We start from the raw sequence: 23,867 nt of genomic DNA on the forward strand, positions 1-23,867 counted from the left end.
TCCCCGATTCCCCAGAGTCCCTGTAAACTGCGGCTTTTTAGCCGACGCACAGGGAACTCAAATGTCCGGTTCGATCCTTTATATCCACGGCTTCAACAGCTCGCCGTTGTCGAAGAAGGCCTGCCAGTTGGTCGAGGTGATGGAGCGTCTGGGCCTGAGCGAACAGTTGCGCGTTCCGGCATTGCACCACCACCCGCGCCAGGCTATCGAGCAGCTGGAGCAGGCGATCGCCGAACTGGGACGGCCATTGCTGGTCGGCAGCTCCCTCGGCGGCTACTATGCCACTCACCTGGCCGAGCGCCATGGCTTGAAAGCCCTGTTGATCAACCCTGCCGTCAGCCCGCACCGGATGTTCGACGGCTATCTGGGGACGCAGAAAAACCTGTATACCGAAGAGGCCTGGGAATTGACCCACGACCACGTGACGGCCCTGGCCGAACTGGAAGTGCCGGCACCCCGGGATCCGCAGCGTTATCAGGTATGGTTGCAGACAGCTGACGAAACGTTGGACTATCGTCTCGCCCAGCAGTATTACCGGGCATGCGCCTTGCGTATCCAGGCCGGTGGCGACCACAGTTTCCAGGGTTTTGCCACGCGATTGCCGGCCATGTTGAGTTTTGCCGGCATCGGCGCCGATTTGTATCAGGCAATCGATTTCACCGCATTGTGAGCGATAGCCCCATGAATTCTTTTTTCACCGAACACTGACGACGAGACCCCATGGCCACTCCCAGCGCTAGCTCTTATAACGCCGACGCCATCGAAGTCCTCTCGGGCCTCGACCCGGTGCGCAAACGCCCCGGCATGTACACCGACACCAGTCGGCCGAACCACCTTGCCCAGGAAGTCATCGACAACAGCGTCGACGAAGCCCTGGCCGGGCATGCCTCCTCGGTACAGGTGATCCTGCATGCCGACCATTCGCTGGAAGTCAGCGATGACGGCCGTGGCATGCCGGTGGACATTCACCCCGAGGAAGGTGTTTCGGGCGTCGAGTTGATCCTCACCAAGCTTCATGCCGGTGGCAAGTTTTCCAACAAGAACTACCAGTTCTCCGGCGGTTTGCACGGGGTGGGTATTTCCGTGGTCAACGCTTTGTCCACCGAAGTGCGGGTGCGGGTCAAGCGTGACGGCAACGAGTACCAGATGACCTTCAAGGATGGCTACAAGGCCACCGAACTGGAGATCGTTGGCACTGTTGGCAAACGCAACACCGGCACCAGTGTGTTCTTCGCACCGGATCCGAAATACTTCGACTCCCCGAAATTCTCCATCAGCCGCCTCAAGCACGTGCTCAAGGCCAAGGCCGTGTTGTGCCCGGGGCTGCTGGTCAGCTTTGAAGACAAGGCCACCGGCGAGAAAGTCGAATGGCATTACGAAGACGGCCTGCGTTCCTATCTGGTGGATGCGGTCAGCGAATTCGAGCGCCTGCCGGACGAGCCGTTCTGCGGCAGCCTGGCCGGTAATAAGGAAGCGGTCGATTGGGCTCTGCTGTGGCTGCCAGAAGGTGGCGACGCGGTACAGGAAAGCTACGTCAACCTGATCCCGACCGCCCAGGGCGGTACCCACGTCAACGGTTTGCGCCAAGGTCTGCTCGACGCCATGCGCGAGTTCTGCGAATTCCGCAGCCTGCTGCCGCGCGGCGTGAAGCTGGCGCCGGAAGACGTCTGGGAGCGCATTGCCTTCGTACTGTCGATGAAAATGCAGGAGCCGCAGTTCTCCGGCCAGACCAAGGAGCGCCTGTCGTCCCGTGAAGCGGCGGCGTTTGTTTCCGGTGTGGTCAAGGATGCGTTCAGCCTGTGGCTCAACGCCCACCCGGAAACCGGCATGCTGCTGGCGGAACTGGCGATCAACAACGCCGGCCGTCGCCTCAAGGCCAGCAAGAAGGTCGAGCGCAAACGCATTACCCAAGGCCCGGCGCTGCCGGGCAAGCTGGCCGACTGTGCCGGGCAGGACCCGATGCGTTCCGAGCTGTTCCTGGTGGAAGGTGATTCCGCCGGCGGCTCGGCCAAGCAGGCGCGGGACAAAGAATTCCAGGCGATCCTGCCGTTGCGCGGCAAGATCCTCAACACCTGGGAAGTCGACGGCAGCGAAGTGCTGGCCAGCCAGGAGGTGCACAACATCGCCGTGGCGATCGGTGTCGATCCGGGTGCGGCCGACATGAGCCAACTGCGCTACGGCAAGATCTGCATCCTCGCCGACGCCGACTCCGACGGTCTGCACATCGCGACCTTGCTGTGCGCCTTGTTCGTCCAGCACTTCCGCCCGCTGGTGGATGCCGGTCACGTCTACGTGGCCATGCCGCCGCTGTACCGCATCGACCTGGGCAAGGAAATCTACTACGCCCTGGATGAAGCCGAACGCGACGGCATCCTCGATCGTCTGGTAGCCGAGAAGAAACGCGGCAAACCACAGGTCACCCGATTCAAGGGCCTGGGTGAAATGAACCCGCCGCAGCTGCGTGAAACCACCATGGACCCGAACACTCGGCGTCTGGTGCAGTTGACCCTGGAAGATTTCGAGGCGACCTCGGAAATGATGGACATGCTGCTGGCGAAGAAACGCGCTGGCGACCGCAAGACCTGGCTGGAGTCCAAGGGCAACCTGGCCGAGGTGCTGGGCTGATGCGTCTGGGCTTTGCCCTGGCCTGTGCGTTGCTGCTGACGTCGATTACGGTATCTGCCGAGCCGGCGCCACAGCTGCGCGTGTTGTCCGGGCATGTCATCGATGGCATGCCCGGTGGCAACCTGTCCGGGCTGGCGCAGTGCGGCAATGACTTGTGGGCAGTTTCCGACCGCGACGATGATCAGATCTACCGCCTCGATACCCGCGAATCCGTGTGGCAGGCACAAACGGTGCACATTGATGTACCACCGGTGCCTGACAGCGGTTTGCCCTGGGGGCTGAAGTCTCGTGTCTGGGGGGCTTCGTTCGTGCGTGGCGGCGATCTGGACTTCGAAGGCATCACTTGCGACAGCGCCGGCAATCGCTACATCGTCAGCGAAGGCCATGCCGCTGTCTTGCAAGTGCCGCCAACAGGGCCTGCTACCTGGCTGAAAATTTCGCCGATGATGGTTCGCGAGGCGCGGGCCAGAGGTTTGCTGTTGCAATTCAATGCACTGTTTGAAGGGCTGGCGGTCAATCCGGCGGGCGATCAGATGTGGCTCGCCGCCGAGCGTAAAGGCCGCGGACTGCTGATGATCAAACGCAAGCAGACGTTGTGGGATTGCGACGGCGGCTGCGTGCTGCTGAGCGAGGCGGGCATGGAAATGCAACCCGAGCAGTTTCCCCACGCCAGAGCTGTCTCGCGGGATTTCTCTGACCTGGCGCTGTTCAACGGCAAGCTGTTCACCCTTGAACGCAACGCCTATCAGATTTGTCGCCGGGATCCGCAGACGGCCAGGGTCGAGCGCTGCTGGTCGTACGCCGCCGAGTTATTGCAGGAAAACCGTCGTTATCCACAGGACTACGGGTTGGAAGAAGCGTTGATCGTGGATGCTGATGGCGCGTGGATCGGTGTCGACAATAACTTCGGTGCGCGCGCCGATGGTGAAGTGCGTCCGGTGGTCTGGCGCTTCGCGGTACCGGACGGTGGCTGGAGTGCCAGGCTGTGAGGCAGCAAACGCCGGGGCAGCGCATCGGCCGGGTGTTTATGGTGCTGGCCTGGTGCGCAGCGCTGTTTCTGGCCACACGTTTTTTCGCCCAGTGGGAAGCGCGGCAGCAAAATCCGAACGTGGTGGTCAGCTCGGAGCAGGGCGAAGGTTTCATCGAGGTGAAACTGGTCAGCAATGTGCAGGGGCATTTCGTTGCCAGCGGCCAGATCAATGGCCAGCCGGTGGACTTCATGCTTGATACCGGGGCGACCGATGTGTCGATTCCGGCGGACCTGGCCAAGCGTTTGAAGCTCGAAGAAGGATTCGGCGTGACCCTGAGCACGGCCAATGGCCTGAGCCAGGGCTATCGCACCCGTATTGAACGGCTGCAACTGGGCGACATCGTGCTGCTGGATGTGCGCGCACTGGTGGCCCCGGGGCTGCATGGCGATCAGGTGTTGCTCGGCATGAGCGCACTGAACAAACTTGAATTTACCCAGCGCGGTGGCACCATGCTGCTGCGCCAGACAACGAACCGATGAGGCCCGCATGAGCGACTCCCTTGATCTCAGCCTGGACGGTGTAGAACGCCGGTCACTGGCTGACTTCACCGAAAATGCCTACCTCAACTACTCCATGTACGTGATCATGGACCGTGCCTTGCCGCATATCGGCGACGGTCTGAAACCGGTACAGCGGCGTATCGTCTACGCCATGAGCGAGCTGGGGCTGGACGCCGATTCCAAGCACAAGAAATCGGCGCGTACCGTCGGTGACGTGCTCGGTAAATTCCACCCCCACGGCGACTCGGCCTGCTACGAAGCCATGGTGCTGATGGCCCAGCCGTTCAGCTACCGCTACACGCTGGTCGACGGCCAGGGCAACTGGGGTGCGCCGGATGATCCCAAGTCCTTCGCCGCCATGCGTTACACCGAGGCGCGGCTGTCGCGTTATTCCGAAGTGCTGCTCAGCGAGCTGGGCCAGGGCACGGCGGACTGGGGGCCGAACTTCGACGGCACGCTGGACGAGCCGCTGGTCCTGCCGGCCCGTTTGCCCAACATCCTGCTCAACGGCACCACCGGCATCGCCGTGGGCATGGCCACCGACGTGCCGCCGCACAACCTGCGCGAAGTCGCCACGGCGTGCGTGCGTTTGCTCGATGAGCCCAAGGCCACGGTCGAACAGCTCTGCGAACACATCCAGGGCCCGGATTATCCGACCGAAGCGGAAATCATCACCCCGCGCGCCGACTTGCTGAAAATCTACGAGACCGGTCGCGGCTCGGTGCGCATGCGCGCCGTGTATCACATCGAAGACGGCGACATCATCGTCACCGCGTTGCCGCATCAGGTCTCGGGCGCCAAGGTGCTGGAACAGATCGCCGCGATGATGCAGGCCAAGCCGTCCAAGGCCCCGCAAATCGCCGACCTGCGCGACGAATCCGACCACGAAAACCCGTGCCGGATCGTGATCATTCCGGGGGCGCGCAAGAACTTCGACCACGATGCCTTGATGCAACACCTGTTCGCCAGCACCGAGCTGGAGTCGAGCTACCGGGTCAACATCAACATCATCGGTCTGGACGGCAAACCGCAGCTGAAAAACCTGCGCGCGCTGCTGGTCGAATGGCTGGAATTCCGGGTGCAGACCGTGCGTCGTCGCCTGCAATTCCGCCTCGACAAGGTTGAGCGTCGCCTGCACCTGTTGGACGGTTTGCTGATTGCCTACCTCAACCTGGATGAAGTGATCCACATCATCCGTACCGAGGAACAGCCACGGGCCAAACTGATCGAACGCTTCGCCCTGAGCGAGATCCAGGCCGACTACATCCTCGACACCCGTTTGCGTCAGCTGGCGCGACTGGAAGAGATGAAGCTGCGTGCCGAGCAGGATGAACTGCTCAAGGAACAAGCCAAGCTGCAAGCCCTGCTGAGCAGCGAAGCCAAGTTGAAGAAACTGGTGCGCACCGAGCTGATCAAGGACGCCGAAACCTACGGCGACGACCGTCGTTCGCCGATTGTCGAGCGCGCCGAGGCCAAGGCCCTGACCGAGCACGATCTGCTGCCGAACGAGAAAGTGACGGTCGTATTGTCGGAAAAAGGCTGGATTCGTTCCGCCAAAGGCCACGAGATCGATGCCACCGGGCTTTCCTACAAGGCCGGGGACGGTTTCAAGGCGCTGGCCGCCGGGCGCTCCAACCAGTTTGCCGTGTTTATCGACTCCACCGGCCGCAGTTATTCTGTGGCCGCCCATACCTTGCCGTCGGCCCGTGGCCAGGGCGAACCGCTGACCGGTCGCCTGACACCGCCACCGGGAGCGAGTTTCGAATGCGTGCTGATGCCCGAAGACGACGCGCTGTACGTGATCGCCTCCGACGCCGGCTACGGTTTCGTGGTCAAGGGCGAGGACCTGCAAGCCAAGAACAAGGCGGGCAAGGCCCTGTTGAGCCTGCCGAACAACGCCAAGGTCATGCTGCCGCGCCCTGTGGCCGATCGTGAGCAGAACTGGCTGGCGTCGGTGACGACCGAAGGTCGCCTGTTGATCTTCAAGATCAGCGACCTGCCACAATTAGGGAAAGGCAAAGGCAACAAGATCATCGGGATTCCCGGTGAGCGAGTGGCCAGTCGCGAAGAGTATGTGACGGACATCGCCGTATTGCCGGACGGTGCAACATTGGTGTTGCAGGCCGGGAAACGTACCTTGTCACTGAAAGCGGACGACCTCGAACACTACAAAGGTGAACGTGGCCGTCGTGGCAACAAACTGCCGCGTGGCTTCCAGAGGGTAGATGCGCTGCTCGTCGAAAACCTCAATTAGGCGACATAGAAGCGCCGAACTACGAATTAACCCGTAGTTCGGCGCTTTGCGCTGGAGTCGGAACGCATATTCACGGATGATATGGCCTTTCAAGCGCCGGCACTGCCGCGCGTTCTTCATATTTATTGAGTATTTTCACTGTGATCAGCCTTTTATTGATCACCTGGATGGGACGATGACTGCTCTGCGCCTTCCTTTTATTCTTATGCTCGCCGGCATTCTTGGCCTGGCGGGTTGCAGCGTTCACCAACCGGTGTCGTTGTATCAGCTGGACGCTGGAACCCCGGTTCAGCCTGCACAGAACGCGGGCATGGCGGTATTGTTGGGCCCGGTTACCGTGGCCGACTACCTGCAGCGCGAAACCCTGTTGCAGCGTCAGCCGGATGGCAGCTTGCAAGCATCGACCGACGGTCGTTGGGCCGGCAGCCTTTCGTCGGATATTGATCAGTTGCTGCTGCGTCAGGTCGCGGGTCACCTGGACAGCCAGCGCGTAGTGCTGGCCCCGGCAACATTGGGTTTCACCCCGGACGTTCAGGTGCTGCTGACCATCACGCGCCTGGATTCGGGTGCAAAACAACCGGCGATCCTCGATGCGCAATGGCGCCTGATCGACCGTCGCGGGCAGGTCCGCGACAACCGCATCATCCATTTGCAGGAACAGCATGCCGGTAGTACGGCGGCTCAGGTCCAGGCACAGGGCGTGTTGTTGCAACGCCTGGCCGAGCAACTGTCGGTGGCGCTCAAGCCGCTGGCCAATCAGCCACCAATCGCCGAAGTCCCGCGTAAAGCGCCAGCCAAGGCGGCTGCACCTGCGGTAGAACAGGAAAAGCAGCCGAAGATCCCGATGGCCGCGCCTATTCGTACGGATATGGAAGTGTTCCGCTTCTAAGCCAGAGCTGAAGCTGTTCCCTCAATAAAGCCCGCCTTGTGCGGGCTTTATTGTTTCTGCCGGCTGGCGATCTCTAGTGTGACTGGTGGCCTCATCGCGAGCAGGCTCGCTCCCACAGGGGATCTTCAGTGAGCACTCCGTTGTGGTAAACCCGGATCAATTGTGGGAGCGAGCCTGCTCGCGAAAGCGTCATGACAGGCAACAAAAAAGCCCGCAGACGATCACTCATCTGCGGGCTTCATCGTGGCCGGGCCTAAGGTTTAAGCCCGGCGCTCGTGCATCCGCGCCAGTTGCCGCTCAAGCATCGATGGATACGGCTCCATCAACCGTTCCACGCAGCATGCACCTTCAGGGCTGGCAATCGGGCGGATCCGTGCGCGCTGACGGATCAAGGCGTCGTCGCTGATCTTGCGTTCCACCAGCAGCAGGTTGCGGCTGTGTTGCGACAGGGCCAGGGCGTCCTGGGCAGGGTCGGTCAGCAGCAGGTCGATCTGGCTCAGGCCGAACAGTTCGTCGCCCAGGGTCAGGCCCAGCTGCAATTGCAGGGTGATGCCGCTGTCCGCGACTTCGATCTGCAACTGGTGGCCCAAGGCCCGCAGCAGCTCGCCACAGCAAATGGCGTTGGTCAGGTAATCGTCGCCGCTGTCTTCGGTGTGGAACAGCATCAGCGTACTGCCATCGTTCAAGGTCTCCACTTCGCCTTGATACAGCGATGCGGCCTGGTCGAGGCAATCGCGATAACGCTCCAGCAGTTCTTCAAGGCGCGCCCGCGGCAGGCGTCGCAGTTGCTCCTGGGAACCCAGTTGCACCGCCAGTACCGCGCTGTGTTGTGGCACGCTCGGCGTAGCCTTGCGAATCACCGGTTGCGGGGTGCTGTCCAGCGCCTCGTCGCGAAGATCGGCGAACGGGTCTTCGTCATCGTCGTCTTCGACGGTGCTGACGATCTGCCGTGGCGCTGGCTTGAGCGCCGCTACCGGGCGGCTCTCGTCGAAACTCGGATCGCGCAGGTTACGGACTTCGAAGGCCGGGTCGGCCTCGTCATCGGCCTCGTCGAATTCCGGCTCCGGTTCCGGCACAGGGGCAGGCTCCGGGGCGAAGTTGGCGTGCAGCTGACGAGCCAGGTCGCCGATTTCGTCCTGGCGGTCGGTGGCCGGGGTGTATTCATCGATATTGCGCAGCCACACCCGCAATTGCAGCAGGGGCGTTGAGAGATATCGCCCCATGCGCAGGCTCAGGGCCAGGGACAGGGCCAGCAGGATGGCGCTGAGGATGCCCATGCTTTGCAGGCTGATGGTCATCGGCTGCTGGAATTGGTCCATGTCCAGACTGATGCGCAATTGCCCGGCGGTCACGTCCTGGAAGGTGATCTTGCTCTGGTACATGCCTTCGGCTTCGCCCAGCAGGCCATGCTTGGGACGCTGGCCGGATTCGGCAAGGATGCGGTTGTCCGGACTGTAGATGGCGGCGTGGGCCACCAGCTTGTTCTTGGTCAGGTTATTGAGCAGCACATTGAGGCTGAGGATGTCGTTGGACACCAACAGCTCCGTGGCCGAAGTGGCCGTCTGCGTTGTCAGGCTTTCGCCCAGCGCATCCGCCTGCTCATGCATGGCCTGCTTGAATTGCAGGCCCATCACGCCGGCATAGATGACCAGGGCCAGGGCGACCAGGATCACGTTATGGCTGGCGATGCGCAATGCAATCGGTACACGGCGGTGGCGCAGTGCCCGGAAGATCAGCAGGAAGAAGTTATCGGTTTTTACTGGCGTAGGCCGGTTCACTTGAGCTCGGCTCTTTTGTCCGTGAAGTTGACGCGCAGTATAGCGACAGGCCCTAGACCGTCAAAGCGCTCACGGTGCCCGATGGTCACTGAAAGTGGGTAGAATGCGGTTTTTTTCCACCTGCGGGGGTGCGCCTTGCGCGAAATCGTCCTGATAAACATCACGGGAGTCGACCGTCCGGGTCTGACTGCGGCCATTACCGGCGTTCTGGCCCAGGGTGGTGTGAACATTCTCGACATCGGTCAGGCGGTGATCCACGACACCTTGTCGTTCGGCATCCTGGTTGAAATTCCCGACACCGAGCAAGGCAAGTCCGTGCTCAAGGACATCCTGTTCAAGGGCTACGAGCTCGATCAACAGGTGCGTTTCACACCGGTGTCCGAACAGGATTACCAGCAGTGGGTCGGCAACCAGGGCAAAAAGCGCCACATCGTGACCCTGTTGACCCGCAAGGTGACAGCCGGGCAGTTGCAGGCCGTGAGTTCGATCACCGCCAAATATGGACTGAACATTGACCACATCGATCGTCTGTCCGGGCGCATGCCGCTGGACACCCCGGCCGACAAGGGCAAGGGCTGCATCGAGTTTTCCGTGCGTGGCGAGGCGGCTGATCCGCAGGCGCTGCGGGCCGAATTCCTCAGTGTTGCCCAGGAACTGAACGTCGACATCGCCTTCCAGGAAGATTCGCTGTTCCGTCGCAACCGTCGCCTGGCGGTGTTCGACATGGACTCGACCCTGATCGAAGCCGAAGTGATCGACGAACTGGCCAAGGCGGCTGGCGTGGGTGACAAGGTTTCGGAAATCACCGAGCGGGCAATGGCCGGCGAGCTGGATTTTCGCGCCAGCTTCAAGGAGCGCCTGGCCTTGCTCAAAGGTCTGGACGTTGGCGTGCTGGATTCCATCGGTGCTTCGTTGCGCCTGACCGAAGGCGCGGAAACCCTGTTCGCCGAACTCAAACGCCTGGGCTACAAGACCGCGATTCTGTCGGGTGGCTTCACCTACTTCGCCAAGCAACTGCAGGCCAAGCTGGGAATCGACTATGTGTTCGCCAACGAGCTGGAAGTGGTCGACGGCAAAGTCACCGGCGTGGCGGTCGAGCCGATTGTCGATGCGCAGCGCAAGGCGGATTTGCTGAAGGAACTGGCACACAAGGAAGGCTTGCGCCTGGAGCAGACCATTGCGGTCGGTGACGGTGCCAATGACTTGCCGATGCTGGCGATTGCCGGGTTGGGCGTAGCGTTCCGCGCCAAGCCGCTGGTCAAGCAGTCGGCCAAGCAGGCCATTTCGACGCTGGGCCTGGATGGCGTGTTGTACCTGCTGGGCTTCCGCGATCGCGACGGACAGCTGTAACGCGCAAACCCACTGTAGGAGCGAGCCTGCTCGCGATGAACCTGAGAGCGACGCGGGCATTCAGAATGCCCGCGTCATCGTTAACGTCCATCGCGAGCAGGCTCGCTCCTACAGTGAATGGCGGTGTCTATCAGGCCTTTGGCGAACCCATGCCCTGACCCATCTGCACCGCTGTGCCGGCAGTCATTTCTTCAGCCCACTTCACCTGATCCGGCCCGAACAGCACGACGGCGGTCGAACCCAGCTTGAAGCGTCCCAGTTCCGCACCTTTTTCCAGATGGATCGGCGCGCGAGCGGCTTCGTCGTAGCGGAAGGTTTTCAGCTCGCGTTTCGGCGGCGTGACCAGGCCGGCCCAGACGGTTTCAATCGAAGCCACGATCATCGCGCCCACCAGCACCACGGCCATCGGCCCGCGCTCGGTGTCGAAAATGCACGCCACGCGCTCGTTGCGGGCGAACAGTTCCGGGACGTTTTCAGCGGTGGTCTGGTTGACCGAGAACAGACGGCCCGGGATGTAGACCATCTCGCGCAGGGTGCCGGCCAGCGGCATGTGCACGCGGTGGTAGTCCTTCGGCGACAGGTAGATGGTCGCGAAGTCACCGCCCATGAACGGCGCAGCATTCGCCGCATCGCCACCCAACAGTTCCAGCACGCTGAAGCTGTGGCCCTTGGCCTGGAATACACGACCGTGCTCGATCGGGCCGAGCTGGCTGATCGCGCCGTCGGCCGGGCAGAGGATCGCGCCCGGAGTTTCGTCCAACGGACGGGCACCGTCTTTCAGTGCGCGGGTGAAGAACGCGTTGAAGTGCTCGTAGGCAGTCAGGTCTTCGACCAGCGCCTGGGACATGTCCACCTGATAGCGCTTGGCGAACCAGGCGGTAAAGGCATTCTTGAACCAGCGCACGCGGCATTCGGCGATGCAGCCGGCCAGTCGCGAGAGCAAGTTGTGGGGCAGCAGGTACTGGCCGAGGAGAAACAGACGCTTGTTCATTAACAGTCCTTAAAAATCTTGAATTTCTACCGGGGTATCGGGATGGTTGCCCCATTCGCCCCAAGAGCCGGCGTAGCCCTTGACCCGCGGATAACCGAGAGCCTTGGCCACCAGATAGGTGAAGCCAGAACGGTGGTGGGTCTGGCAGTGTGTAATCACTTCTTTGTCTTTGCTGATCCCGAGTTGTTCGAGGATCTGCGGCATGTCGGTGCGGATGCGCAGCTGGCGTGCCCGATCCATGCCGGCGGTCCACTCGAAATTGACCGCGCCGGGAATGTGCCCGCCCTTGGCCGCCAGGACTTTCTCGCCGGAATACTCCAGCGGCCCGCGTGCGTCCCAGATGGCCAGGTCGGCAGCGCCGAGGCGGCTTTGCAGGTATTCGCGGGTGGCGGTGGGTTCGTCGTGCAAGGTCAGAGAAACCGGGCCGCCCACGGCTGGCGGGATCTGGATCGACATGGGCAAACCTTCTGCCAGCCAGGCCGTCAGGCCGCCGTCGACATAGTGGTACTTGCTGTGGCCGATGACATCCAGCAGCCAGATGAAGCGTCCAGCCCAACCGCCGCCTTCGTCGTCATACACCACGTAGACCGCATCGGGATTGTGTCCCAACTCGCCAAACAGCGTTTCGAGCGCTGCCTGCGGGGGCATCAATCCCGGGGCGGGGGCCTGCCCCAGTTGCGTGCGTTTCGGATCGACAAAGCGCGCGCCGGGAATGTGTCCCTCGGCGTAGCGGGCGGGACTGGTCAAGTCCACCAGAATCAGTTCGCGGGCGTCGAGGCGAGGGAGCAAGTCGCTCGGCTCGATCACCAGCGGCAAGCCAGAGAAGTCAGACATGTGAGGTCTCCAGAGCACAAAAGGGAGGATTGTAGCGCAGCCTTATTGGCCGCGGTGGCTAAAGCTGTGCAGGGCTTTTTCGATGCACTGCGCGGTTTTGCCGAAGGCCTGTACGGAAATTTCCGAAAACGGCCCGCCGCCCTGGTCCGCCACGACGATCATGATCACCCGGCCATTATTGACCAGCGAGCGCAGCAGCAGGTGTTCGCCGCTGAACTGCGAACGCAGGCTGTTGGGCAGCAGGGCCGAGAATTGCGCGTTGTTGGTCGGCGTCAGGCGGACCTGGGCCTGTTGCGCGAGCAGGCGTTGCAACACGTTGCTCTGGCTGACCACGAAGTTCAGCCCGGCTGTCTCCTTCGCCAGGCCGGCCGTCTGGTGCACACGCAGGTTGGCATGGGTACGGTCGGCCATCAGGATCATCACCCGACGCATGCCGCAGGCCACGAGGGCGTCCCGGGCGGCGATGGTCAAGTGCATGGCGTTGGTGAAGCGACTCGGCTCGACCAGCAATTCGGCGCATTGCTTGCGCCATTTCGCGAGATCTTCGGCAGTGGGTGCCGCGGCTGGTAGCAGGCCAGCGTGGATACGGTTCATGCCCCACGGCCAGATCAGCGATTCGGCGGGGTGCCAGAGGTCGGGCATGGCGTGATGACGCGCGCTGTTGGCGGCTTGCTGGTGCAGTTGTTGTTGCACCTCATCCATTGGCATTTGCAGGTAAAGGCTGGTCAGGTACTGCCAGCGTTCACTGTGCGGGCTGTCCCAGGCGTGTTGTGCCGACAGCGCCAGCCCGTTGGCCAGCAGCACCGTATTGGCCGGTTGATTGAGCCAGCGGCGCAGGGTCGGATCGTCATCGAGGCGGTTCTGCTGGCGCAACGGGTGCTCGCTGTCACGGGCGATGCGCAGGACTTTCACCAGCTCCCGCTGCTCGGTGAGCAGCAGGCGATAGCCCTGTTGCACCCAGATCGGCAAGCGCCAGACCTCCACCAGCGCCTGGCCGATGTCCAGCAGGCGTACGCCAAACAGTTGCACTTCGACTTTACGTGCCGACTCACCTTTATGGATGACCCGCAGTTCCCAGTCTTCGAGCAGTTTTGGATGGGTCAGCGCCAAAGGCCACAGGGGCGAAAGAAACAGCAGGCTACCCCAGTGGATGTCCTGCCACAGGCGCGCCAGGCGACTGGCAAAAAAACCATTGGCCTGTTGCGTGGCGTGCTGGCTGATCATCTGCAGCTGACGCAAGGCTTTGGGGATTTCGGACTGGGGTTCGGCGGGCAGGCGTGCGAGCAGCTCTTCGGCGCGCTTCAAGCCGAGGCGATTGATCGCTATCTCGAGGTTTTCCGCCGGCTCGGCCATACCGCCGTGGGTGTGCCGGTTGGCTTCGCGAATCACGCTCAAGGCCAGGGCGGGGCTGCCTTGCATGAGGTCGGCGATATCGCGCAGCGAGCTGCGATTGTCGCGGATGGCCTTGCAGACCCGGTCGTGGCTGGCTTGCGGAACCGGCAGGCGCACGCCATCGAGCAGCTTGACCCAGCCTTCGAGCGTCGTCGGTTTTGGTGTTGGAACGTTCGTTTCGTTAACCATGGTGGGAGGCGATCATCGTCAACAATACCTGTGCCCTGAAGGGGTCAAATTAGCTTTTCGCCTGAACTGGCTATAGTCTGGCGCAGTTTTGCCGATAAGTAGAAGAAGAGATTTTTTAACTTCCGAATATGACCTTGAACCCGACTCAGTAAGTGCTCTCCTAACCTATGGCTAAAATTATCGGCATCATCGTCGTATTCGCGAGCGTGCTCGGCGGATACGTGCTTTCCCACGGCAAGATTGCCGCCCTGATCCAGCCTTTCGAGGTCATGATCATCGGTGGTGCGGCCCTCGGCGCCTTCTTGCAGGCCAACCCCGGCTACATGACGATGCACGTGCTCAAGAAGTCTTTGAGCATGTTCAGTTCGCGTTTCAACCACGCCTTTTACCTTGAAGTGCTGGGCCTGATCTACGAGATCCTCAACAAGAGCCGCCGCGAAGGCATGATGGCCATCGAAGGCGACATCGAAGATGCCGCCGCGAGCCCGATCTTCGCCAAGTACCCGACGGTCCTCAAGGACGAACGCATGACCGCGTTCATCTGTGATTACCTGCGCATCATGTCCTCCGGCAACATGGCCCCGCACGAGCTTGAAGGCCTGTTCGACATGGAGCTGTTCAGCCTCAAGGAAGACCTGGAGCACCCATCCCACGCGGTCAACGGCATCGCCGACGCTATGCCCGGTTTCGGTATCGTCGCGGCGGTACTGGGTATTGTGGTGACCATGGCTTCGCTGGGTGAGGGCGACCAGAAGTCCATCGGCCTGCACGTCGGTGCGGCACTGGTTGGTACCTTCTTCGGTATTCTCGCCGCCTACGGTTTCTTTGGCCCGCTGGCCCATTCCCTGGCCCACGATGCCAAGGAGGAGCTGAACGTCTACGAAGCCATCAAGGCCTCGCTGGTGGCTTCGGCTTCCGGCATGCCGCCATCGCTGGCCGTAGAGTTCGGACGCAAGGTCCTGTACCCGGCGCACCGTCCAAGCTTCGCCGAGCTGGAACAAGCGGTTCGCGGTCGTTAAGTTATGGAAAATAATCAGCCGATAATCATCAAGCGCGTCAAGCGCATCGCTGGCGGGCATCACGGGGGCGCGTGGAAAATCGCCTTCGCCGACTTCGCCACGGCGATGATGGCGTTCTTCCTGGTGTTGTGGCTGCTGTCCACCGCCACGCCGGAACAGAAGATCGCCATCGCCGGTTACTTCAAGGACCCGATCGGCTTTTCCGAAAGCGGCACGCCGTACATCATCGATCTGGGCGGCACGCCGACCCTGGCGCCGGAAAACACCCTCAACCCTGAGGTGAAGTCCCAGCCGCAGCCGGACAAAGTCACCGTCGATGTCGACCAGGTCGAAGGCATGGCCGAGCAGGTCGAAAAGGAGCGCCTCGAGTTGTTGCTGCAGGAACTGCAGAACAAGGTCGAAGAAAACCCGCAGATGCAGAAGTTCAAGGACCAGATCCTGTTCGAAATCACTCAGGACGGCCTGCGTATCCAGATCATGGACGCGGAAAATCGCCCGATGTTCGACTCGGGCTCAGCTCGCTTGAAACCGTATTTCGAAGACATCCTGCTGGCCATGGCCGACACCATCAAGGCGGTGCCGAACAAGATCAGCATCAGCGGCCACACCGATGCCAAGCCATACACCGGTACTGGTGATTTCGGTAACTGGGAACTCTCGGCCAACCGTGCCAACGCCGCACGGCGTGCGCTGGTGGCGGGCAGCTATCCGGATGCACAGGTGGCGCGCGTGGTTGGTTATGCCTCGTCGGCGTTGTTCGATCGCGAGAATCCGTTCAACCCGGTGAACCGCCGTATCGACATCGTGGTGCTGACCAAGAAAGCCCAGCGTGCGATCGAAGGCTCGCAAGGCGCGGAGCCTGCTCCCGATGCGCCGCAAGGTTCGGCTGCACCAGGTGCAGCACCGACCGCACCGGTCGACCCGAACGCATTGCCGGCGGACAAGGAACCGCTGCCGGCCCACGAACTGCGCGAGCGTTTGAATCTGTTTGATGATCCGGCGCCGAAAACGGCTGAACCACCCAGGCAGTGACGTACAAAAAAGCCGACAGCGATGTCGGCTTTTTTGTGCGGCTTTCACTGGTTTGGAGGCCGCCAGGGGGCACGATCCCCTGTAGGAGCCAGCTTGCTGGCGATGGTCGTCAACGATAACGCGTGCTGTCTGAATCCACTCGGCGTACTGGAGTCCATCGCCAGCAAGCTGGCTCCTACAGATGATGGGGTGAGAGAAACCCCGACCGGTCAAGAAGACGGATCGGGGAACAGAGTGACTCAGAAGCCGCGGATGATTCGGGACTTGAGGTCGGAGTGGAAGCGATCCGCATTGGACTTGTTCACGCTGCGCACCGACTCGCTACCGGTCACCGAATCCAGTGCCATCGAGCGCTTGAGCGTCGCTTCATTGCGATAGGCATCGATAAAGAAGTCGATGTCCCGGTCGCTGGTCAGCTTCGGCCATTTGTCCAGGTACAGCGGCAGCTCGGTCGGGCCGGTCTTGAACGAGCAGATGCGTCGGTTGGTGATGGTCGCCTCGCCGATTTCGAACGGCACCCACCAGGACAGCGCGGTTTTCTCCGAGACCACTGCCAGCAGGTGCGTGCATTCACTGATGTTGCGGGTGATCACCCCGGTGATGTCGTCGGTGGTCTGGGATTCGGCATCCAGTACATCGAGGTAGGTCTTGATGTTGGCCTGGATCAGGCGCCCGTTGATTTTGACCGCGTGGGCGCGGTCCATGTGGCGGTAGCTGATAAACACTGGCATCAGAAATGTCCCTTGATCGCGAGTTCGCGGTAATAGGCGCCGAGGGCGGTGAGGCGGCAGCCGGTGGAGTGGATGGCGGCGTAGTACATATGCTCGGCGTCCACCGGTTCGATGAGGCTGTGACGGTTGCACTTTTGCAACTGGGCGAAGACGTCGCCGTGCTCCGGGTTGAATTCAGGTTCGGTGGGCTCAAAGCTGGGGGCGAGGGGGTACACCGACTCCGCTTCGGCAAACCATTCGGGGAGTTTGCGCAGGATTTCCTTGGGGATCAGCGGCGACACTTCGCGCAGGGAAATGAACTGCGAGACGTTGGTCTTGAACACCGGGCGCTGTTCCCAGGCGTCGAGGGCATTGTCGACAAACGAATAGAGGCTGCCGGGTGTGATCTTGCCCAGGATGTTCGCTGCTCCGCCGTGCAGGGCCTGGAGCAATAGTCCGGTGAACACGCCGTGTTGCCCGCCCTCCATCGCCGGCTCTTCCTTTTTGCAGGCAGTCAGAATGGTCATGCCCTCGCCGACCACGCTGCCCTCACTGCGCAAGGCGCGCAGTTCGCCGGCCGAGCCGCTCTGGCAACAATCGAGGATGATCACTTTGTTTTTGATCTTCGTGGCCTTGCTCGCCCAGTTGAGAATGTCACTGAGGCGAATCCCGTCCTTGGCGCTCTTGTAATCCTGCGGGATCAACATGCCTTCGTCGGTGTCGGTGTCGAAGCTGCCGTGGCCGGCGAAATACAGCAGCGCGACATTGCAGTCCCCGGAAAACAGTTCGCGGATCTGGTCTTCGAGCTTTTCCCGGCTCAGGTAGTCCTCGGCGGAGGTCAGCACGATGTTCTTGAAGTTCGGATCGCCATTGGCGTCGGTCTTCAGCACGGAAGCCATGGCCATGGCGTCATTGCTGCAACCGCTCAGTCGCGAAACGTGGGTGTAGTCGTTGATGCCGATAAACAGTCCCTTGCGCATGGTTACACCGCCGTATGCTGGCGAATTGCGCTGATGATGCTGTTGGTGTTCCAGGCACACTCGGCATGTGCCGCCTCACGTACTACCGTGGAAATCCGCTCGGCGCCGAACGGTTTGATCGCAATGATCACCTTGCCCATGCGCTTGGCGATCTCGATTTCCTTGTTGATCCACTTGCTGTAGGTGGAGTACATCCCGGCCATGATCAATACCGCCGAACACGGACGGATCTTGTTTTCGATGGCCTCCTCAAGCTGTTTGTCGGTTTTCGCGCCGACAATCGGGTTGTCCGGTGGCACCGAAAAATTCTTGTAGGTGAAACCGGGCTTGGCGTTGAGCAGGCGCACGAGATTGTCGTGGGCGTCGGAGTAGTTCCATGAGTGGCTGATGAACAGATGGTAGGTTTGCATGGGTGTCCCTCGGTGTCGCTGGAGTGCGAAGAGGGTTTGAAACTAGGCGATTACAGGGCGGCTACAAGAGGTCGGCGCGGAAAGAGAAATGCCCTACAAGCGAGCGTGCGCACGTCTTACAGAAAGGTCTGACGTTTAAGCGGGGGAAGATCCAGCCGCCGACCACCCCGCGTAAGCCGGGCGGTCGGCACGTCTGTTTAGTAGCCGTTTTCCGGCAGGCTGGCGATGATCGAGCGGTAGCTGTTCATCCGTTGCTGCTGCACGCGGCCATCTTCAAGGGCCTTGAGCAGGGCGCAACCGGGTTCGCGGTCATGCTTGCAGTCGCGGAAGCGGCAGGTGCCCAGCAGGTCGTTGAACTCGATGAAGCCGGCTTCGACGTCGGCACGGCTGACGTGACCCAGGCCGAATTCGCGGATTCCCGGGGAGTCAATCAATTCACCGCCGCCGGGGAAGTGGAACAACCGCGCGGTGGTGGTGGTGTGGGTGCCCTGGCCGGACAGCTCGGACAGCGGGCCGACGCGGGTTTCGACATCCGGCAGCAGGCTGTTGACCAGCGACGACTTGCCGACACCGGACTGGCCGACGAACACGCTGATGCGTCCGTCCAGTTGCGCCTGCAACTGCTCCATACCATTACCGTGATGCGCCGACACTTCCAGCACCGGGTAACCGAGGGTGCGGTATACGGCGAGCAAGGCATTCAGCGCAGGGGCGTTGTTTTCGTCGATCAAGTCGAATTTGTTCAGCAGCAGCAGCGGCTTGATGCCCGCATGTTCGGCCGCCACCAGGTAGCGGTCGATCAGGTTGGCGTGGGGCTCGGGCAGCGGTGCAAACACGATGACGATCATGTCGACGTTGGCCGCCACCGGCTTGAGCTGACCACGGCTGTCCGGGCGGCACAGCTCGGTGTTGCGCGGCAGTTGCGCCACGATCACACCGATGCCCTGGTTGCCGGCGCGCCACACCACCTGATCACCGGTCACCAGCGCCGGCAGGTTCGCGCGCAGGTGGCAACGGAACACCTGGCCGGCCAGTTCGCCGTCGCGGGCCTCGACCTCGACCTGCACACCGAAGTGCGCGATCACCAGGCCGTGCTGTTCCGGGCCCAGATCGCCGCCCTCAAGTGCCTCGACAGCCGAGGACTCGCGTTTGGCGGCGCGGGCAGCGCGTTCGCCCTGAATCTTTTCGATGCGCCAGTTTTGGCGGCGATTGAGTTGGCGTTTGGCCATGGGTGTTCCGTATAAAGAATGCAGCGATTAGGTAAAACGGCCGCGAGTTTAGCACGCCCGGCCACCGGCCTAGGCTAAACTGCGCAGCATTGCTTAGGAGCCGAACATGCAAAATCCGCAGAACCTGATCTGGATCGACCTGGAAATGACCGGTCTGAACCCTGATACCGACGTCATTATCGAAATGGCCACCATCGTCACCGACAGTGACCTGAACACCCTGGCCGAAGGCCCGGTGATCGCCATTCACCACAGCGACGAAATCCTCGCCGGCATGGACGAGTGGAACACCCGTCAGCATGGTGGTTCCGGGCTGACCCAGCGGGTTCGCGATAGCCGTATCAGCATGGCCGAAGCCGAAGCCGAAACCATCGCCTTCCTGGAGAAGTGGGTGCCGAAGGGCAAATCGCCGATCTGCGGCAACAGCATTTGCCAGGACCGTCGCTTCCTTTATACCCACATGAAATCCCTGGAAAGCTATTTCCACTACCGCAACCTCGACGTGTCCACGCTCAAAGAGCTGGCGGCGCGCTGGGCACCGGACGTGCGTGACAGCTTCAAGAAGGGCAGCACCCACCTGGCGCTGGACGACATCCGCGAATCCATCGCCGAGTTGCAGCACTACCGCAAGCATTTCATCAAGTTCTAGTTCACGGTCGTCCGCTCCGGCCCCATCGCGAGCAAGCTCGCTCCCACAGGTACATCGCCGCCCCTGTGGGAGCGAGCTTGCTCGCGATGGCGTAGGCACAGTCGCCACCAGTGGTCTGGTAGCGCCCTCTTTTGGTGCTTGGGCGAAGTGGGTAGACTGCGCGCCTTTTCGCAAGGACCGCCACCATGTTGCTGATGCTCTACCTGATCGCCATCACCGCCGAAGCCATGACTGGCGCCCTCTCTGCCGGGCGTCGTGGCATGGACTGGTTTGGCGTGGTGTTGATCGCTTGCGTCACGGCGCTGGGGGGCGGCTCGGTGCGCGATGTGCTACTCGGGCATTACCCGCTGACGTGGGTCAAACACCCGGAATACCTGGTGCTGACCACGGCTGCGGCGATGATTACCGTGTTCACGGCACGCTGGATGCGGCATTTGCGCTCACTGTTTCTGGTGCTCGATGCCATGGGGCTGGTGGCCTTCACCCTGATCGGCTGCATCACCGCCCTGGAAATGGGCCATGGCATGTTGGTCGCGTCGGTCAGCGGCGTGATCACCGGAGTATTTGGCGGAATCCTGCGGGACATTTTCTGCAACGATATTCCGCTGATCTTCCGGCGTGAGCTGTATGCCAGCGTCTCGTTTGCGGCGGCGTGGTGCTACATGCTCTGTCTATACCTGAACTTGCCTGGGGAGCAGGCGATTCTGATCACCCTGTTCGGCGGTTTCCTGTTGCGCTTGTTGGCGATCCGTTTTCACTGGGAAATGCCCAAGTTCGTCTACAACGACGAGGCTTGACGCGGTCCTTTGTAGGAGCGAGCTCGCTCGCGATGAACCGGAGAGCTCCGCGGGCTACCAGGCTTTGCGCGTTATCGTTGACGTCCATCGTCGGAACGCCGCCCGGAGCAAGCTCGCTCCTACACGAGGCCGTGTTGTTTCAGGGCCCACTCGACGTGTTCGCGGACCAGTTCGGACGGATGATCGCGCCGCGCTTTCAACGCCTCCAGCACCGGAATCGTCGAAGGCGCATTGCCCAGGCCTACCGCCAGGTTGCGCAACCAGTTTTCGTAACCGGTCCGACGAAGCGGCGAGCCTTCGGTGCTGCTCAGGAATTTCTCCTCATCCCACATGAACAGTTCCGCCAGTCCGGCGTTATCCAGGTTGTGCCGCGGCTTGAAGTCGCTTTCACCGGACGGGCGGGCGAAGCGGTTCCAGGGGCAGACAATCTGGCAATCATCGCAACCGAACACCCGATTGCCGATCAGCGGCCGCAGGTCTTGCGGGATCGGGCCTTTGAGTTCGATGGTCAGGTAGGAAATGCAGCGCCGGGCATCCAGCACGTAAGGGCCGACGAAAGCATTGGTCGGACAGATGTCGAGGCAGGCACTGCAGCGACCGCAGTGTTCGGTGGCGTGGGGTGGGTCTACCGGCAGCGGCAAGTCAACGAACAGCTCGGCGAGGAAGAAATAACTGCCTGCCTTGCGATTCAACACCAGGGTGTTTTTGCCAATCCAGCCCAGGCCGGCCTGTTCGGCGATGGCTTTTTCCAGCACTGGTGCGCTGTCGACAAAGGCACGGAACCCAAACGGGCCGATTTCTGCCTGAATCTTGTCCGCCAGTTGTTGTACGCGCTTGCGGATCAATTTGTGGTAATCACGACCCAGGGCATAACGCGAGACGTAGGCTTTTTCCGGCTGGGCGAGCATTTTCGCCATGTGGGTGTCGCCCGCCAGGTAGTCCATGCGCAGCGAAACCACGCGCAAAGTGCCGGGCACCAGCTCCTCCGGGTGTGAGCGTTTGCTGCCGTGGGCGCCCATGTAGTCCATTTCGCCGTGGTAGCCGGCGGCGAGCCAGCGCTCCAGGTGTTGCTCGTGCTCGCCCAGGTCGAGCCCGCTGATGCCGACTTGTTGAAAGCCCAGCTCGCGGCCCCAGTCCTTGATGGATTGGGCGAGGGCAGGCAGGTCTGTGGTAATAGCGGGCATGAGGCGAGAGAAACCGGAGCTGAGGTGCGTATAATTCTGCCAGACATCGGAGCCCGAAGACGCATGCCGCACACTAAAGATGAATTACCCGACGCGCTGTACAGTGCCGCGCAAGTGCGAGCACTCGACGCGAGCCTGATCGCCGCCGGCACACCGGGCTTCGAATTGATGCAGCGCGCGGCGCGGGCGACGTGGCGCGCGCTGGTGCGGCAATGGCCGACAGCGAATGAACTGACCGTACTCACCGGCCATGGCAACAACGCCGGGGACGGGTATCTGGTGGCCGTGTTGGCCCTGCGCGCAGGCTGGTCTGTCCGGGTATTGGCGGTGGGAGATCCGCAGCGCCTGCAGGGGGACGCGGCCTTGGCACATGCCGAGGCGGTGTCTGAAAAAGTGCTCATCGAGCCCTGGACGGCACAATCCGGATTGCGCGGCATCGTCCTGGATGCTTTGCTTGGCACCGGACTGAGCGGCGAGGTGCGTGAGCCGTATGCCGGTGCCGTCGCCGCGATCAATATGAGCGGGCTGCCGGTCGCGGCGGTGGATATTCCTTCAGGGCTGTGCGCCGATACCGGTCGTATCCTCGGCGTGGCGGTGCAGGCCGACCTGACAGTGACCTTCATCGGCTTGAAATTGGGATTGTTCACCGGGGAGGCGGCCGATGTGGTCGGCGAACTGCTGTTCAACGACTTGCACGCAGACCCACAGTTGATAGACGGCGCTGCTTTCACTGCCCGTCGCCTGAGCGCAGCTAATCTGCCGCGTCCAGCAGCGCGGGCGCCGGCTTCCCACAAAGGCAGATTCGGCCATGTGTTGCTGATCGGCGGCGATCGCGGGTTGGGTGGCGCGATTCTACTGAGCGCGCAAAGTGCGCTGCGCAGCGGTGCGGGCATGGTGTCGGTGGCGACCCGCAGCGAACATGTCGCGGCCGCACTGGCGCGGATCCCCGAGGCGATGGTGCTGGGCACTTTCTCGGCCAATCAGCTGATGAATTTGCTGCAAAAGGTTTCCGTGCTGGTTGTCGGTCCGGGGCTGGGGCAAGCGGGTTGGGGGCGCAGCTTGTTGTCGGCCGCCGCTAATGCACCGTTGCCGCAAGTCTGGGACGCCGATGCGCTGAACCTGCTGGCCGAGGAGCGTGTGAGTTTGCCCAGGGATTGCGTGATCACTCCGCATCCGGGCGAAGCGGCGCGTTTGCTCGGAATGAGTACGGCGCAGGTTCAAGCCGACCGGCCGGCAGCGGCCCATGCATTGAGCAAGAAATATTCGGCGGTCGCGGTGCTCAAGGGGGCCGGGAGCCTGATCGCCAGTCCCGACGGACGGCTGGCCGTCTGTCATCAGGGCCACCCGGCGATGGCTACTGCCGGTCTGGGCGATGTACTGGCCGGTTTGCTCGGTGCATTGCTGGCCCAGGGCATGGAACCCTTCGACGCGGCCTGCCTGGCGGTCTGGCTGCACGCCAATGCCGGCGAGCAACAAGGAAAATTCGGCCGTGGGCTGGCGGCCAGTGATCTGATTCCAGCCATTCGTCAGTTGTTGGAGGAGCAAGCACCGTGTCTGAAGTAACCCTGTACCTGGCCGATGAGCAGGCCATGAGCGACTTTGGCGCACGCATTGCCCGAATCACCCAAGGCCATGGCCTGATCTTCCTCGAGGGCAACCTGGGGATGGGCAAAACCACGTTGTCCCGAGGCATCATCCGCGGCCTGGGGCATGTCGGGGCAGTAAAAAGTCCGACCTTCACCCTGGTTGAGCCCTACGAGATTGGCGACATTCGCGCCTTCCATTTCGATTTGTACCGTCTGGTCGATCCGGAAGAGCTGGAGTTCCTCGGTATCCGCGACTATTTCGAAGACGATGCCCTGTGTCTGATCGAGTGGCCCGACAAAGGTGCAGGCTTTTTGCCAAAGCCGGACCTGACCATTACCATTAGCCCGCAAGACAGCGGGCGTTCGCTGAAAATTTTATCCCAGGGCTCGCGTGGCGAGGCCTGGTGTGCCGCTTTGGCATTGGAATCCAAATAAATG

At 61.6% G+C, this 23,867-nt stretch carries 22 protein-coding genes; 13 read left to right on the plus strand and 9 right to left on the minus strand.

From position 1 onward, the window contains the following. Positions 1-61 precede the first annotated feature (61 nt). The 6 genes from PPUTUW4_RS02170 (at position 62) to PPUTUW4_RS02195 (ending at position 7,299) form a co-directional block, all read left to right on the plus strand. Positions 62-670: a YqiA/YcfP family alpha/beta fold hydrolase gene (locus tag PPUTUW4_RS02170; protein WP_015093211.1), complete on the plus strand. Its 609-nt coding sequence runs from the start codon at positions 62-64 to the stop codon at positions 668-670. A gap of 50 nt (positions 671-720) precedes the next feature. After that, a complete protein-coding gene (gene parE, locus PPUTUW4_RS02175) occupies positions 721-2,625 on the plus strand; it encodes a DNA topoisomerase IV subunit B (protein ID WP_007977465.1) in 1,905 nt (634 codons plus the stop codon). Continuing rightward, positions 2,625-3,614 (plus strand): esterase-like activity of phytase family protein, encoded by a 990-nt coding sequence (locus PPUTUW4_RS02180; protein ID WP_015093212.1) that lies wholly within the window; start codon positions 2,625-2,627, stop codon positions 3,612-3,614. Before parE ends, PPUTUW4_RS02180 begins: the two co-directional genes overlap by 1 nt. Beyond that, positions 3,611-4,135, plus strand: coding sequence for a TIGR02281 family clan AA aspartic protease (locus PPUTUW4_RS02185; RefSeq protein WP_015093213.1), 525 nt, complete (start codon positions 3,611-3,613; stop codon positions 4,133-4,135). The genes PPUTUW4_RS02180 and PPUTUW4_RS02185 overlap by 4 nt, the downstream gene beginning before the upstream one ends. Before the next feature lie 7 nt (positions 4,136-4,142). After that, positions 4,143-6,410 carry a DNA topoisomerase IV subunit A gene (gene parC / locus PPUTUW4_RS02190; RefSeq protein WP_015093214.1) on the plus strand — a complete coding sequence of 756 codons (2,268 nt, stop codon included), beginning with the start codon at positions 4,143-4,145 and terminating at the stop codon, positions 6,408-6,410. Between the two features lie 175 nt (positions 6,411-6,585). Further along, entirely contained in the window at positions 6,586-7,299 is a 714-nt protein-coding gene (locus tag PPUTUW4_RS02195; RefSeq protein WP_015093215.1) for an ABC-type transport auxiliary lipoprotein family protein, read from the plus strand. A gap of 260 nt (positions 7,300-7,559) precedes the next feature. On the opposite strand, the gene PPUTUW4_RS02200 is transcribed toward PPUTUW4_RS02195, so the two are convergent. Continuing rightward, complete coding sequence (locus PPUTUW4_RS02200; protein ID WP_015093216.1) at positions 7,560-9,077, minus strand: AhpA/YtjB family protein; 1,518 nt, start codon at positions 9,075-9,077, stop codon at positions 7,560-7,562. Positions 9,078-9,212: 135 nt separating this feature from the next. On the opposite strand from PPUTUW4_RS02200, the gene serB reads away from it, so the two are divergent. Beyond that, positions 9,213-10,427: a phosphoserine phosphatase SerB gene (gene serB, locus PPUTUW4_RS02205; protein ID WP_007977477.1), complete on the plus strand. Its 1,215-nt coding sequence runs from the start codon at positions 9,213-9,215 to the stop codon at positions 10,425-10,427. Between the two features lie 130 nt (positions 10,428-10,557). Here serB and asd read toward each other — a convergent pair whose 3' ends face one another. The 3 genes from asd to PPUTUW4_RS02220 are packed head-to-tail and all read right to left on the minus strand — an operon-like array spanning position 10,558 to position 13,833. Then, positions 10,558-11,418, minus strand: coding sequence for an archaetidylserine decarboxylase (gene asd, locus PPUTUW4_RS02210; protein ID WP_015093217.1), 861 nt, complete (start codon positions 11,416-11,418; stop codon positions 10,558-10,560). A gap of 9 nt (positions 11,419-11,427) precedes the next feature. Further along, on the minus strand, positions 11,428-12,252 hold the full coding sequence (locus PPUTUW4_RS02215; protein ID WP_015093218.1) for a rhodanese-like domain-containing protein: 825 nt from the start codon (positions 12,250-12,252) through the stop codon (positions 11,428-11,430). Between the two features lie 42 nt (positions 12,253-12,294). After that, entirely contained in the window at positions 12,295-13,833 is a 1,539-nt protein-coding gene (locus PPUTUW4_RS02220; RefSeq protein ID WP_015093219.1) for an HDOD domain-containing protein, read from the minus strand. Positions 13,834-14,000: 167 nt separating this feature from the next. On the opposite strand from PPUTUW4_RS02220, the gene motA reads away from it, so the two are divergent. Together motA and motB are read left to right on the plus strand one after the other, a co-directional pair. Continuing rightward, positions 14,001-14,852, plus strand: coding sequence for a flagellar motor stator protein MotA (motA, locus tag PPUTUW4_RS02225; RefSeq protein ID WP_015093220.1), 852 nt, complete (start codon positions 14,001-14,003; stop codon positions 14,850-14,852). Positions 14,853-14,855: 3 nt separating this feature from the next. Continuing rightward, complete coding sequence (gene motB, locus PPUTUW4_RS02230) at positions 14,856-15,884, plus strand: flagellar motor protein MotB (RefSeq protein ID WP_015093221.1); 1,029 nt, start codon at positions 14,856-14,858, stop codon at positions 15,882-15,884. Positions 15,885-16,123: 239 nt separating this feature from the next. Here the strand turns inward: motB and PPUTUW4_RS02235 are convergent, their stop codons facing one another. From PPUTUW4_RS02235 to rsgA, 4 genes are all read right to left on the minus strand, one after another. After that, positions 16,124-16,615, minus strand: a complete 492-nt coding sequence (locus PPUTUW4_RS02235; protein ID WP_015093222.1) for a toll/interleukin-1 receptor domain-containing protein — start codon at positions 16,613-16,615, stop codon at positions 16,124-16,126. Then, complete coding sequence (locus tag PPUTUW4_RS02240; RefSeq protein WP_015093223.1) at positions 16,615-17,574, minus strand: caspase family protein; 960 nt, start codon at positions 17,572-17,574, stop codon at positions 16,615-16,617. Before PPUTUW4_RS02240 ends, PPUTUW4_RS02235 begins: the two co-directional genes overlap by 1 nt. 2 nt (positions 17,575-17,576) lie before the next feature. After that, on the minus strand, positions 17,577-17,984 hold the full coding sequence (locus PPUTUW4_RS02245; RefSeq protein WP_007978807.1) for a TIR domain-containing protein: 408 nt from the start codon (positions 17,982-17,984) through the stop codon (positions 17,577-17,579). A gap of 197 nt (positions 17,985-18,181) precedes the next feature. Beyond that, positions 18,182-19,213, minus strand: a complete 1,032-nt coding sequence (gene rsgA / locus PPUTUW4_RS02250) for a small ribosomal subunit biogenesis GTPase RsgA (protein WP_015093224.1) — start codon at positions 19,211-19,213, stop codon at positions 18,182-18,184. Positions 19,214-19,319: 106 nt separating this feature from the next. Between rsgA and orn the strand changes: the two genes are divergently transcribed. Continuing rightward, complete coding sequence (gene orn / locus PPUTUW4_RS02255; RefSeq protein WP_007995036.1) at positions 19,320-19,862, plus strand: oligoribonuclease; 543 nt, start codon at positions 19,320-19,322, stop codon at positions 19,860-19,862. Positions 19,863-20,047: 185 nt separating this feature from the next. Further along, positions 20,048-20,659 carry a trimeric intracellular cation channel family protein gene (locus PPUTUW4_RS02260; RefSeq protein ID WP_007973246.1) on the plus strand — a complete coding sequence of 204 codons (612 nt, stop codon included), beginning with the start codon at positions 20,048-20,050 and terminating at the stop codon, positions 20,657-20,659. Between the two features lie 119 nt (positions 20,660-20,778). On the opposite strand, the gene queG is transcribed toward PPUTUW4_RS02260, so the two are convergent. Next, positions 20,779-21,843: a tRNA epoxyqueuosine(34) reductase QueG gene (gene queG / locus PPUTUW4_RS02265; protein ID WP_015093225.1), complete on the minus strand. Its 1,065-nt coding sequence runs from the start codon at positions 21,841-21,843 to the stop codon at positions 20,779-20,781. 63 nt (positions 21,844-21,906) lie between these two features. Between queG and PPUTUW4_RS02270 the strand changes: the two genes are divergently transcribed. Continuing rightward, positions 21,907-23,406: an NAD(P)H-hydrate dehydratase gene (locus tag PPUTUW4_RS02270; protein ID WP_015093226.1), complete on the plus strand. Its 1,500-nt coding sequence runs from the start codon at positions 21,907-21,909 to the stop codon at positions 23,404-23,406. Continuing rightward, a complete protein-coding gene (tsaE, locus tag PPUTUW4_RS02275; RefSeq protein ID WP_007973252.1) occupies positions 23,394-23,864 on the plus strand; it encodes a tRNA (adenosine(37)-N6)-threonylcarbamoyltransferase complex ATPase subunit type 1 TsaE in 471 nt (156 codons plus the stop codon). The genes PPUTUW4_RS02270 and tsaE overlap by 13 nt, the downstream gene beginning before the upstream one ends. The last annotated feature ends 3 nt before the right edge of the window (positions 23,865-23,867 follow it).

Origin of the sequence: Pseudomonas sp. UW4 (genome assembly GCF_000316175.1) — a bacterium.
In the GTDB taxonomy this organism is placed as follows: Bacteria; Pseudomonadota; Gammaproteobacteria; order Pseudomonadales; family Pseudomonadaceae; genus Aquipseudomonas; species Aquipseudomonas laurylsulfatiphila.